The 12,282-nt window shown below is 57.4% G+C and carries 9 protein-coding genes and 3 pseudogenes; 6 read left to right on the top strand and 6 right to left on the bottom strand.

Annotation, left to right across the window (positions count from 1 at the left end):
• The first annotated feature begins 289 nt into the window (after positions 1 to 289).
• The 3 genes and pseudogenes from BXA07_RS10300 to BXA07_RS10290 all read left to right on the top strand — a co-directional run bounded on the left by BXA07_RS10300 (position 290) and on the right by BXA07_RS10290 (position 1,325).
• Positions 290 to 571, top strand: a complete 282-nt coding sequence (locus tag BXA07_RS10300) for a transposase (protein ID WP_139335521.1) — start codon at positions 290 to 292, stop codon at positions 569 to 571.
• Positions 504 to 641 (top strand): annotated as a pseudogene (locus BXA07_RS10295) (transposase); the annotation flags it as partial. The gene BXA07_RS10300 and the pseudogene BXA07_RS10295, both read left to right, overlap by 68 nt.
• Before the next feature lie 327 nt (positions 642 to 968).
• Positions 969 to 1,325: a hypothetical protein gene (locus BXA07_RS10290; protein WP_076567848.1), complete on the top strand. Its 357-nt coding sequence runs from the start codon at positions 969 to 971 to the stop codon at positions 1,323 to 1,325.
• Positions 1,326 to 1,420: 95 nt separating this feature from the next.
• Here the strand turns inward: BXA07_RS10290 and BXA07_RS10285 are convergent.
• The 3 genes and pseudogenes from BXA07_RS10285 to BXA07_RS10275 form a co-directional block, all read right to left on the bottom strand.
• Positions 1,421 to 2,970: pseudogene (locus BXA07_RS10285) on the bottom strand (IS66 family transposase).
• A 29-nt stretch (positions 2,971 to 2,999) separates the two neighbouring features.
• The gene (gene tnpB, locus BXA07_RS10280) at positions 3,000 to 3,347 is read right to left on the bottom strand and encodes an IS66 family insertion sequence element accessory protein TnpB (protein ID WP_076567847.1); all 348 of its coding nucleotides are present in this window, start codon (positions 3,345 to 3,347) and stop codon (positions 3,000 to 3,002) included.
• Positions 3,344 to 3,769, bottom strand: a complete 426-nt coding sequence (locus BXA07_RS10275) for an IS66-like element accessory protein TnpA (protein ID WP_244556237.1) — start codon at positions 3,767 to 3,769, stop codon at positions 3,344 to 3,346. Before BXA07_RS10275 ends, tnpB begins: the two co-directional genes overlap by 4 nt.
• A 59-nt stretch (positions 3,770 to 3,828) precedes the next feature.
• Between BXA07_RS10275 and BXA07_RS10270 the strand changes: the two are divergent.
• The 3 genes and pseudogenes from BXA07_RS10270 to BXA07_RS30095 all read left to right on the top strand — a co-directional run.
• A pseudogene (locus BXA07_RS10270) lies at positions 3,829 to 4,257 on the top strand (transposase); the annotation flags it as partial.
• Between the two features lie 321 nt (positions 4,258 to 4,578).
• Entirely contained in the window at positions 4,579 to 4,776 is a 198-nt protein-coding gene (locus tag BXA07_RS10265; protein ID WP_076567845.1) for a hypothetical protein, read from the top strand.
• A gap of 604 nt (positions 4,777 to 5,380) precedes the next feature.
• Entirely contained in the window at positions 5,381 to 5,536 is a 156-nt protein-coding gene (locus BXA07_RS30095) for a TIGR04141 family sporadically distributed protein (RefSeq protein ID WP_170909639.1), read from the top strand.
• Between the two features lie 469 nt (positions 5,537 to 6,005).
• On the opposite strand, the gene BXA07_RS10255 is transcribed toward BXA07_RS30095, so the two are convergent.
• The 3 genes from BXA07_RS10255 to BXA07_RS10245 form a co-directional block, all read right to left on the bottom strand.
• Complete coding sequence (locus tag BXA07_RS10255; protein WP_076567844.1) at positions 6,006 to 9,209, bottom strand: type I restriction endonuclease subunit R; 3,204 nt, start codon at positions 9,207 to 9,209, stop codon at positions 6,006 to 6,008.
• Positions 9,210 to 9,412: 203 nt separating this feature from the next.
• Positions 9,413 to 11,059: an ATP-binding protein gene (locus BXA07_RS10250; protein WP_076567843.1), complete on the bottom strand. Its 1,647-nt coding sequence runs from the start codon at positions 11,057 to 11,059 to the stop codon at positions 9,413 to 9,415.
• Entirely contained in the window at positions 11,056 to 12,276 is a 1,221-nt protein-coding gene (locus tag BXA07_RS10245; protein ID WP_076567842.1) for a restriction endonuclease subunit S, read from the bottom strand. Before BXA07_RS10245 ends, BXA07_RS10250 begins: the two co-directional genes overlap by 4 nt.
• Positions 12,277 to 12,282: the final 6 nt, after the last annotated feature.

Below are 12,282 nucleotides of genomic sequence, written 5' to 3'. Positions count from 1 at the left end.
AATTAACTTTGTGGCCAATCCGTATGGAGCATCCACTCCACCTCAAGAATCGTCACATTGTGTTTTTCGAGAAGATCCGTGAGGTCGCCTTGATCCAACAACTCAACCTTGTTGAGGGACGCGTTCTCAGTAGCGTGAGAACTGGCGCACGAGTGCCAGAGACTGTTACGGCCATATTAGTAGTCAAGATACCTTTATTACCTTTGGGCAGCAAGTTTGTAAGCGTCTTCCCACCGCCGTCTATCTTTAAAAGTCCACATCCCCAAAAGTAGTTCCCGTCACTTTTTTGATGGGAATCACTTTGGATACAGATAAAACGGCAGGCAACCGCAAAGGCCGCCCCAACTATCCGGCTGACTTCAAACGGCGTCTCGCCATCGAGGCTTGTGCACCTGGTATCTCGGTGCCCAAGTTGGCGCAACAGAACGGCATCAACGCCAAGATGCTGTTCAAGTGGCGCCGCGAGCTGCGTACCGGTTTGTTCGAGCCAGCCGCCTCGGTGCTGCTGGGCGCATGCGCGCCGCAAGTTCCACGACCTGCATGCAGCCAGACCATCGGCCATCACGACTGAGGCCCTGCGCCGGATCGCCGAGCTGTATGTGATCGAGGCCGAGATACGCGGCAAGCCGCCGAACGAACGTAAGCGTCTTCCCAGCGCCGTCTAGACTGTCTGACCACCACCAGTGCTCGTCCGCGCCCGTCCATGCTGATGGGTATGCGTTCGACCACCGGGCGCGGCACCTTGCGCACCAGCAGAAAGGCGGCGGCGCTGCGCTGGCCGTAAGTGAGGGCCCATTCCAGGCCCTGGCGCACGATCGACGCATGGCGGGCATCGGTGCGCGGAGTTTTCTTGATATCCATCCCATCACTATCGAATACGCGACGATGGCGCACGGTACGGCGGCGTACAGTGCGAGGGTTCTTCCAGTACACTGCGTAGCTCGACTACAAAGCCAGGAAAAAAGACGATGTTACGTTTGATGTTGCCACTGCTGGCCTGCGCGTTACTGGCCGGCTGCGCCCTCACCCGCGTTTCCGACGCCACGCTGGCGGCCGAAGTGGACCAGCTGCACGCGGTCGGCCTGACCATGGACGCGGCCAGAAAGGTCGCCACGGAACAGGGCTTCGAGTGCAGTCCGTACATCAACCGGGACGTCTCGGTATCTACCCCGCAAGGCACGCGCAAGACCGACATGCTCGAATGCAGCAAGAAGTCGCTGGAACTGGTCTGCCCGCAGCGCCGCTACGTGGTGTTTAATATCGAACCTTCTACCGGCTTGGTGCGATCGGTTGGCAAGCGGTTCAACCAGAATTCATGCTTTTGATGTCCAGATCAGCGTAAGCGTCCGCTCAGCGCCTTATTGAGTGCAGGGGCGTTTTGATCGATGATGGCGTCACACCGCTGGGAAGCGGCGTGATCTCAAAGGGCTGCTGGCAGGTTGCAGTTCCAGGGCAAGAAATCATCAACCCGATTGACGGGATGATCGGCGATATGCGTCAGCACGTGACGCAACCAGGCTTCGGGGTCGACACCGTTCAGCTTGGCCGTGCCGATCAGCGAGTAGATCGCGGCGGCGCGCTCGCCGCCGCTGTCGGCGCCGGCGAACAAGTAATTGCGGCGGCCGATGGCCACGCCACGCAAGGCGCGTTCGGCCGCAGAGTTATCGATCTCGATGGCGCCGTCGTCGCAATAGCGCAGCAGCGCAGCAGCGCGGGCCACAGCTTGAGCGCGTACAGGATTGCTGCCGCCGTGTCGGACTTGTGCGATAAAGTATCGAGCATGCTGCGCAGCCAGCGCTCCAGGTCGTCGAGCAGTGGGCGCGAGAGGGTTTGTCGAACTTGCCTTCGTTCGTCGGGTGGTTTGCCCCGGATCTCGCTCTCGATCAGATAGAGCTCGGCGATCCGGCGCAGCGCCTCGGTGGTCAGCGGCGTTGCGCGCGCTGCGTGCAGGTCGTGAGATTTGCGCCGAGCGTGCGCCCAGCAGGCCGCTTCGCGGATCGTGCCGTCGTCGAACAAGGCGTTGAAACCCGCATAGGCGTCCGCTTGCAGCACTCCCTCAAACTTGGCCAAGTGGGTTTGCGGATGGATGCCCTTGCTGTCGGGCGTGTAGGCAAACCAAACGGCCGGTGGCGTCGAGTCGCCGGCTGGCCGGTCATCGCGCACATAGGTCCACAAGCGCGCCGTCTTGGTTTTGCCATTGCCGGGCGCCAGCACCGGGATCGGCGTGTCGTCGGCATGCAGCTTCGAGGCCGCCAATACGTGGCGGCGAACGGCGTCGACCAACGGGCGCAGCAACGCGCTGGCGGCGCCGACCCAGCTCGCCAGCAGCGCGCGATCGAGGTCGACACCTTCGCGGGCGTAAATGACGGCCTGGCGGTACAGCGGCAGATGATCGGCGAACTTTGCCACCAGGATGTGCGCCAGCAGGCCGGGGCCGGCGATACCGCGCTCGATCGGACGGCTTGGCGCCGGCTCCTGGACGATGGCGTCGCAGCAGACGCATGCCAGCTTGGGGCGTACATGACGGATCACGCGGAAGCTCGCTGGCACGAATTCCAGTTGCTCGGCGACGTCCTCGCCCAGCGGCCGAAGGCCGCCACCACAGGCAGGGCAGGCATCGGCCGTCGGCGCGTAGACCTTCTCGTCACGCGGCAAATGATCGGGCAAGGGGCGCCGCACTGACTTCTTGCGCGGCGCCCGGTCGGCCGCCGGCATCTCGCGCGCCGCCTCGGCCTCGTCGGCCTGCAAGTCTTCCAGCTGCAACTCCAACTGCTCGATCTGATGATCCAGCTTTTCCGACTTGCGGCCGAACTGCATGCGCCGCAATTTGGCGATCTGCAGCTTGAGGTGCTCGATGTCGATGGCGCGCGTGTTCAGTTGTTCACGCAGCCCTTCCACCACCTCGTCCTGGGCGAGCAGCAGCGCTTTCAAGGCGGCGATGTCGTTGGGGAGGTCGGCTGGGTTGAGCATGCGCCAAGTTTACGCGAGGCTTCTACCGTTTACAAGGCCGACGTTGGTTTACAGGTCCGCTCCGGCCTCCGCCAGTCTATGCCCTCAAGCAGCATCGACAGCTGCGCCTGCGTCAGCGCCACCGAACCGTTGCTGGCCTGCGGCCAGATGAAGCGCCCGCGCTCAAGCCGCTTGGCCAGCAGGCACAAACCATCGCCGGTCCACCACAATAATTTGATGAGGTCGCCGCGCCGGCCCCGGAACACAAATACGTGGCCGCTGAACGGATCTTCCTCCAGCGCCGTTTGCACTTTGGCAGCCAGCCCATTGAAGCCGGAGCGCATGTCGGTGGTGCCAGCGGCCAGCCACACCTTGGTGCCGGCTGGTAGGCCGATCATCGCAGCACCCGATCGAGCACCTGCGCCAGGACGGCCGGGTTGGGCTGGCCATCGATTCGCACCAGGACCTGGCCCAGCTCAAGCACGATCGTGCCGATGGCGTCGCCGTCGGCCGAGGCCTTGCCTGGAGCAGGCGCCGTCGGCGCCAGCACCACCGGCAACAAGCCATCGTCGCGCATCAACGCAGGCACGCCGAGGCGCCCTTGTTGATAAAGGCGGCGCCAGCTGAACACCTGGTTCGCGTTGACGCCGTGTTCGCGTGCAATGCGAGCGACGGAGATGCCCGGCTCCAGCGCCAGAGCCACCAATGCGCGCTTGAACTCCAACGAGTGCTGCCGATAATGACCGCGCGCGTTCTTGGAAGTGATCGGTTGAAAATTTGTGTCCATAATCAGAATTTGTGGGCACAAATGCTGTGCCAAAATTCGATCATGAATGGTGGTGATCAGACAGTCCAGACGGCGCTGGGAAGACGCTTACGAACGAACGACAACTGGCACGCCAGCAACGATCACGACCATTGCTCGACGACTTCAGCAGCTGGCTACGCGCCACGCTTGAAAAGCTGTCGCGCAAGTCGGAAACGGCGGCCGCTATCCAGTACGCGCTCAATCTGTGGCCGGCGTTGCTGCGATACTGCGACAACGGCATCATCGAGATCGACAACTCGGCCGCCGAGCGCGCCCTGCGTGGCGTTGCCATCGGCCGGCGCAACTACCTGTTCGCTGGCGCCGACAGCGGTGGCGAGCGTGCCGCCGCCGTCTACTCGCTGATCGGCACCGACAAGCTGGGCGGTGTTAACCCCGAGGCCTGGCTGCGCCATGTGCTGGCCAACGTCGCCGATCATCCGGTCAATCGGGTCGACGACTTCCTGCCCTGGAACTGCGCCGCGCAGCTCCCATCGGCTTAAACAACACGCCGCTTCCCAGCGGTGTGACGCCATCATTTTCTAATTCATTGCCGGGTTCAAGACGGCGCTGGCTTTACGCTTACGCAAGTTTAGCCTTCGAATATTTAGCCTATGCCGCCCTGAAAGAAAACCGTGTGGGCGATACTTGGCAAATCCCACTGATTCTCACCTAGACTCAAACACAACAATGTCGTTTAATACTGTTTTATACTGTTTCATTTGAAACCATATCTTTTACTATCTAGAATGGCTATTTGCAAGGGTGTTAAATTACTGGCAAGATACGAGATCGAGCTGTTCAATTGATTTAGGAGAATGAAAATGGGCGAATGGTCTGACTATTTTGATGATTTCCCAGAGGAAAATCCAGCCAACTATCTTGGGCATCAATTCAACCCGGCCGGTGCTAAAGTACAGCGAGACGCACAGCAAAAGGCTGAGCAAAAACTTCAAGCAGATCAGCAAAAACTGGATGCCGAGATAGCCGCCATTATTCAAAAACATAAAACTCCCGATTAAAATCGGCGCCGGTCCGCTTGACGCTTGCTCAAGATCGACGGCTCAAGGAATTTTACGCTCACTCGGACATGGGCATCTAGGATGTGGTACTCAAGCAGCACGGGGTGCCTTTGGTATAAATCATTAAGTGACGGGGAAGCCTGGTGATGGCGTTACACGAAATGCGGCAGTATGAGCGCGATGCAGCCCGTTGGGGCGACCGCAGCACAATGCGGGGCTATCGGTTCTTCTTCGTGAAGCCGGCCGACCTGGCGTAATGGTTGGTGGATGCTTAGGACAAGGATGTCATACTCGATGGCGTGTGAGTCGACACTCTGCATTTGCTCAAACTAGCCAAGGCTGCCGTAGAACTATAATTAACAAAAAAACACATCTCTAGGTTTTTGACTTATCACTTGAATTAATGCCAGCTTTGCTCGCGGAGTGCCATGGGTTTGCTTTCAGAGTGCCAATGTTGGCGCCGACACCAAATTGACCCACGGTGCCAATTTTTCTTGACCTAGGCTCTGACACGGAAAGACGCACTGAGCCTGCGTTTGCGCGAATTCGCCTGGGTCAATGAATCTCGGCCACCTGGTTCAATTTGGCATCGGCGCCAACAGCCTTGTTGCCCAAAGTGGCGAACATCAACCCATCGGACTACACCATTGTGTACGGTATCTTGAAGAAAAAACACGCGCGCACGAAAAAACTCAACATCCCCTTCTTCAGTAAGGTCACGCTGCGTGGCATCGTGGAACAGCTGACCATGATGGGATAGAAGACGGAACTAGATTTGATCGAAAAGTGCTAGTTCTCCTGCGCAATAGACCGGTCATACGGTTGCAACCCTCTGCCAGAAAGTGAAACAATTGGATGACACGGATAAGAAAATGAAAGACGATGCCATGCCGCAACTGTCACCCTAGGCCGATTGACGAAGTTACACATATGCTATCGTTCATATTCAATTTCTTGAAATCTACCTGTGCCAGACTACTTATATTTGACGCCTCCCGTTTGCCAGGTATTTTTGTGTGCTGTTGGACAGGATAGGCTGCTGCTTTATATCCGGCCTTCTTGCAGGTCGAACCTGCTGGCCCCGATGGAATCTGCTGACCCACGCCTCATTTGTCTCACGGACTGGTAATCCGAAGTAGTCTCCAGGCTTGGTGGATCACGGTCTGACCTGTTTGTCATCACACTTTGTACCTTACGCAACTGCGAACGTCCAAACGCATTCACCCGCATCACGCATGCATGTCCGGCCTCGCCCTTCCAGGATAAGTATCGTAGACAAACCCGTAAGCGCGGGCGGCCTTTTCTTGGCGCAGGTCGAGAGTGTATGGCTGCGGCAATGTGCGAAAAATGTCCCGTATCGTTTTCTGTACGCCGGCGCGCGCTTGCTGCTTCAGACGCCAGTCCAGAATCAGTTTTTCAGATTTCAGCTTACCTAGCAAATCCCTAGCGAGGCGCCGCACATCAAGCTCCTGTTCGCGGGTTAGCACCGGGTCTGGACGGGTCAGAATATCGAAGATGACCAGTTCCTCTTCCGACAAGCCGAGCGCCACGCCGCGCTGCTCTTCGGCGCTTAAGGTCTGGGCAAAGCGCTTCAGTTCCTCGAAAAACTGGTCGATGTTCTTGCTGCCGGTGTTGTACTCGTCGATCAGCTTCTGGAAGCGCTCGACAAAATCAATGCGCTGTGGGTTCTGGCCCGTCAAATCCTTCAGTTTCTTTTCGACCGCCGCCTTCAATTGCTCGGTCGTGACATGCTTGCGCTTCTTGGCTTGAAACGCGGCGTCGAGCGCCTCGAAGTCGATTTCTGACAGGTTGACCAGCGCCGTCGGCATGCCCATCGCATCAATGCGGTAGCCTTCGGTCGCAATCGAATCGTCGAGCAATGCCTCGATGTCGCTCATCACGTCACTGATGTCGACCGGCGGCATCAATGCCTTGACCTGGCGCGCGAGGAAAGACAATGCAATCGATTTGGCGGCGTGCCGCGATGCGCTGGCATCCGGCAATATGGCCTTGTAGCGCTTAGCCACTTGTCCGGCCAGTTGCAGGAAGCGTCCCTTGGTCTCGTCGGTGGCGACAATGGCATCCACCGCATCCATCATCAAGCCGACGCGCTCGAACCCCTGCGCCGCGATAATGGCCGGCAGGTCGATGCGCCGCACGGTACACCAGTCCTCGGCGGTGGCCAGCGCTTGCCCCAACAAAGCAATCAATTGCTCCTTTCCTTCGACCGGCACATCGGCAGGGCCAGTGCCACCTTTACCGGGGCGAGCGTAGATTGCCAGCGCGTCTTGCAGGCGCTGGAAGATGCCGATGTAATCGACAATCAGGCCGCTGGTCTTGCCCTCTGCCACACGGTTGGCGCGGGCGATGGCTTGCATCAGCGTGTGCGCCTTCATCGGCTTATCCAAATACAGCGTCGAGCAAGTCGGCACATCGAAGCCGGTAATCCACATCGCGCAGACAAACACCATGCGCAAGTTCGATGCCGGGTTCTTGAAATCGTCTTCCAGCTTGCCGGTCAACATGCGGCGCCGGTGCGGCTCGATATCGACGCCCTTGGCCTTCAGCTCTTCCACTTCGTTCTGGCCCTGCGACACCACTACCGCCATGTCGGTCGATTCCATCAGCGCGATGCGTTCGTGCAGCGCCTTTTTACGGTCGCCGCTGGCCTGGGCCAGTTCGCCCTTCAATTGCGTCAATGTCGCTTGCCAATGCGCCTGCACCTTGTCGTACATGCGCACGGCTGTCACTTTGTCGATGCACACCATCATCGCCTTGCCGCGATAGCCGCGTCCAGTGAAATGCAGGACGATATCGGCAGCGATGGCATCAAGGCGCTGGCCACGGGTAATCAGGTGATATTGGCGCCCGAATTCGCGCTCCAGCCGTTTTTCCTGTTCATCGTCGAGGGCTGCGCTTTCCAGGATACCCTCAAGGTCGCTGTTCAAGTCATCGTTGGTCAGTTGCAGTTCGGGGATGCGGTTCTCATAGTACAGCGGCACCGTTGCACCGTCTGCGACAGCCTGGGCGAAATTGTAGACCGATACATAGTCGCCGAACACGGCGCGGGTTTTCTCGTCTTCGCCGGCAATCAGCGGCGTTCCTGTAAAGCCGATGAAGGCGGCGTTCGGCAATGCTTTGCGCATGTTCATTGCAAAGGTGCCGTATTCGCTGCGGTGGGCTTCATCGGTCATCACGATGATGTCGGAGCGCAGCGACAGCACCGGGTAGTCGGTGCCCAGGTCGCTGCGGAATTTCTGAATCAGCGTGAACACATAGCGCTGGTTGCCAGCCAGTAGTTCCTTCAAGTGCGCGGCGCTGTCGGCTTGCACTTCCGCGCCGCCGGTCGCGCCAGTGTTGGCAAACGTCTTGTAGATTTGGGTATCGAGCTCCTCGCGGTCTGTGACCACCACGAAGGTCCACGCGCCCGGCAAGGTGCGCAGGATTTTCTGCGTGAAGAACACCATCGACAAGCTCTTGCCGCTGCCCTGCGTGTGCCAGAACACGCCTAATTTGCCCTGGTTTTCCTTCAGATTACCGATTTCGACTATGGCCTTGTTAACCCCCAAAAACTGATGGTTTTTGGAAATTTTCTTGATGAGACCGCCACGGACTTCTTCAAACAACGTGAAATTTTCCACCATGTCCAGCAAGCGCACGTGGTCCATGATGCCGCGCAGCGCCGTTTCCAGCGATACCCTAGCCGATTCCTCTTCGCTGGAAATACGCTTCCATTCGGCAAAGTGCTCCCACATCGACGTCAGCGTGCCGACCTTCGTCTCGCGCCCGTTGGACAGCATAATGAGCGCGTTGTAATGAAATAGCTGCGGTATACTTTGTCCACGGTAATCGCGCAAATTGTCGTCGAAGGCCGACTTCAGATTGACCGACGGCGCCTTGAACTCCAGGAACACCAGCGGCAAGCCATTGATGAAGCCCACGCCGTCGCAGCGGCGCCGGTACATGTCGCTCCTGACCCAGAACTGCGTTGCGACGAAAAATTCATTGCGGGTCGGGTCACGCCAATCGATGACGGCCAGCGTCTCATTGCTCATCGTGCCCTCGTCATCGGGCAGTGCAACCTTGACGCCATCGCGCAGCAAGCTGTAAATGGCACGATTGGCATTGACTGGCGTCTCGCGGCTGCGGTCGGCACTCAGTTGCTCGACAGCTTGCTCGTAGGCAGCCGCCGGCAAGCCGGGGTTCAGCCGCTCAAGCGCAGCGCGCAAGCGACGCGGCAGCACCACCTGATGCTCGCTTTCGCGCCCTTCCGTGCCAGCCTTGCCCATTCTTTCCTGATACAAGTCGGCGTGCGCCCAGCCCAGCGTTTGTAGCAGGGCGATGGCCGGTGCTTCCACCAGCAGCATCTCGCCGTAGGCGGCCGACGCTTCGCGCGCATGAAGAGGAATGGTTTGTTCGGAGTTGTAGAGCATAGTTCCGGTCACTCCCGAAAGGTAGTTTCAAATACAAGCAAAGCGCAAAAAACAATGCCTAATCGATACCGTGCATTGACAGTTTTCACTTATAAATTTTACGGATTTCGGCAATCAAAACCATAGAATTATCCTTAATTAACAATGACTTACGAAATCCTTAGTCAATTAGATTGACAAAACTTTGACACCGACCCGGTTATTCACGTCTTTTTTGTCAATCCATAGCGCCGGCCACCACGCTCGCCTATAGCCTCCAGCACACCGTCCTCCGCCATGCTCATCAACTCGCTGCGCAACTGCCGCTCCGGCACGTCCCGGCCAATCCGATCATGAATCTCACCCCGCTTTGCCACGCCATAAATTTGCAGGTCACTGACAATCAGCTCGCGCAGCCGGTGGCGCTCGATGCCTTTCAGCGAAGTACGGCCCCGGAAGTCGTGTGCGCGCAGCACGGCCGGGCTGACCGAGTAAGCGGTGCCCTTGGTCCGGCCTTTGGTCACCACGATACCGAAATTCTCCAGGCGCCCCAGCCAGGGCTTCAGCAAGTCGGCGCTCTTGATCGCCAGCGCCTTACAAAGCTGCGTCGCCGTCATCGACTCATGCTGAGCAATCAAGCCCAGCGTGATACGTTCGCGCGCCTGCAACTGATAGGCGCGGTCCGCCTTGTCAATCAAATCAATGACCGCCGGGTGCGCCACGCGGCGTGCCACGGTTACCGTCACCCGGTCGTCGCCTTCCACCACCACTGGACCGGGCCGACCACTCGCCAGCAGCACTTCGTACATCTTGTCAAAACCCGACCCCTCGCGCTCCATCAGGCGCAGGTCGTAAAAGACTTGCGCCAGATGGTCGTTGCGTTTCTTCGTAGTATGCAAGATATTGGCTACAGTCACACCCAGCGGCAGCAAGCCCGGGTTGTGCACTTCCAGTCGGTCTGGGTACAAACAGATGAAGATATCGCCGCCCTGTGTATAGGGCCGATGCACCAGCGCATTGGCCAACAGTTCACGCACTACCACCTCGTCGAAGTGCGGAATATTTTTGCGGAACAGGCCGTCAGGGAATTCATAACTGTCCTGCCAATCAGGTACATCGCGCCAGATGGCTTCGATCAGCTCCTGCGGGTTCAGGCTGTAATCATCCCAGGTGCGTTTGAATACCTTGTTGCCAAGCTCGTCGTAACGGATGAACTGGACAATCGGCGCATAGCGCAGCACCGCACGGTCATTGCGCAAGCCCACCCACAGCACACCCAGATTGGTCAGGCAATCATCGCGCACCATCAGGTAGTGCTCCAGCACTTCGCGGTCCGACTTCTGCTTCACGCGCTCGCTGACCCGGTCAGAGGTACGAATGTTGCGCAGGAAGTCACGCAGCTTGTCCGCATCCACCTGCTGCATTGGCACTTGCCGCATCGGCTGGGCTTCCCATACGAAAGCCGACTTGTCGTTCATCAGGCGGCCGAGGTCTTCCGGCATCAGGCGGCGCGACTCGTCGGCCACGCGCAAAAAATAGCGCCCGTCCGACGTGGCCGCGATGTTCTGGCTCGATGGAAACACTTGCAGCAACAGGAGTTCAGCACCGTTTTCCGTCACCTGTTTGGTAACCGAAATGGCTACGTTCACCGTCAGGCTGGGAATCATTTTCTGCAGCTTGCCAAGCTGCGCATCGCTCACGCGCTGCCCGGGCTCTGGCGCGCTGGCGTCGTCCTCGATGCCGATATCGATGCGGCCGCCGCTGGCATTGGCAAAGGCCACGCAATCGCTTGCCAAGTCGCGCAAGCCGACGTCGCCGCCCTTGAGCACTTTCAACGATTTCTTGTCGTAGAGCTGATTTTCTTCGCTCATGCGGCCATGTCCTCGGGCACCGGCATCGTCGAAACGTCGAGTTCGCCAGAAATCAGGCGCGGCAGCAGCAGGTCGCGGGTTTGACGGAGGTTCTCATTCTTGCGAGCCAAAACATAAATCATGTCGAACATCGGGTGAACCATGCCATGAAATTTCTCCAGCGTTTTTGCGTCGGGGAGAGCCAGCATGTAGGACGCAAAGCAGGCCTCCTTGACGCGCTGGCGTCCATCGGAACCGGCCATACTCTTGATGGCGTTATTGCGAAAACTGTCCGACCGGGCCAGCAAGTAGACGAATTCCGGCGTTAGTTTCTTGGAGCGTAAAACGATGAACTCGGTAGAGCCAAATGCCACCGATTCGGGCGAAGGTAAAAATTGCACGTAGGCTGTTTTTCCATTTTCAAGGCAGGGAGTTATGCGGGCAAAAAGCGTATCACCATTTTGAAATTTGGCACCGCTATTTCCTGCTCTCTCTTCAACATTGGAAATTAGCATATTGACTTCTGACAGGCAGCCCATCGGAGCGAATGGTTTCTCCCCCTCTTTAGGCACCTTGACCTTGGGGTTGACCTCGACGGCATCGGCAGCGCTGACAACATCCCAACCTTCCGGCACTGGCCCAAGTTCGGATTCGACGAGTGGTACAGCTTCGTGGCCCGGGAAGCGATAATTGACGAACCATTCTTCATAAATCTGCATCGCCATTTCCTCCAGAATAGCGATACGCCGACTATTGTTTTCAATCAGGTCGTCGTAGGCGGACAGGATGGCGGCAATCTGGCGTTGATTCTTAAGAGTTGGGGCATCTATCTTCAGATCTTCGATAGCGCCAATTATGGCCCTTTGGCGTCCTGATGCACCAACCATACTTTTCTCAGCTGTCTTTCGGATCAAGTGAGAATTAGCCAAATAATAAATAAATGATGGATCAGAAATACCTTCTCTAGCTCGAAATACCCAGTATTCAGTTGATCCAAAGCCAAGTTGACCGGACTTGGCTCTAAATTGAGAAATTTTCCCATTTTGAAGGCATGGTGTAATACGAGCAAACAGAGTATCCCCATGGGAAAATTTAGCCCCTCCCCCCGCCATCCTTACTATTGAAGCTGAAACATAGCGACGGCCTGGTGTGATGTCTTCCATTCTGACAAACGGATAATTAGCATCCTTAGTTAATTTTACGCTCGGATTGATTTCAACAAAATCTTTAAAAAGCATAACGTA

The sequence above is a fragment of the Janthinobacterium sp. TND4EL3 genome, from assembly GCF_900156175.1.
Taxonomy (GTDB): domain Bacteria; phylum Pseudomonadota; class Gammaproteobacteria; order Burkholderiales; family Burkholderiaceae_D; genus Janthinobacterium.
This window is presented reverse-complemented; position numbering and strand designations above follow the sequence as displayed.

What these genes read in the sequence shown, in the direction of transcription:
- BXA07_RS10300 (WP_139335521.1), top strand. Translation starts at nt 290, where the DNA reads ATGGGAATCACTTTGGATACAGATAAAACGGCAGGCAACCGCAAAGGC.
- BXA07_RS10290 (WP_076567848.1), top strand. Translation starts at nt 969, where the DNA reads ATGTTACGTTTGATGTTGCCACTGCTGGCCTGCGCGTTACTGGCCGGC.
- tnpB (WP_076567847.1), bottom strand. Translation starts at nt 3,347, where the DNA reads ATGATCGGCCTACCAGCCGGCACCAAGGTGTGGCTGGCCGCTGGCACC.
- BXA07_RS10265 (WP_076567845.1), top strand. Translation starts at nt 4,579, where the DNA reads ATGGGCGAATGGTCTGACTATTTTGATGATTTCCCAGAGGAAAATCCA.
- BXA07_RS10255 (WP_076567844.1), bottom strand. Translation starts at nt 9,209, where the DNA reads ATGCTCTACAACTCCGAACAAACCATTCCTCTTCATGCGCGCGAAGCG.
- BXA07_RS10250 (WP_076567843.1), bottom strand. Translation starts at nt 11,059, where the DNA reads ATGAGCGAAGAAAATCAGCTCTACGACAAGAAATCGTTGAAAGTGCTC.
- BXA07_RS10245 (WP_076567842.1), bottom strand. Translation starts at nt 12,276, where the DNA reads ATGCTTTTTAAAGATTTTGTTGAAATCAATCCGAGCGTAAAATTAACT.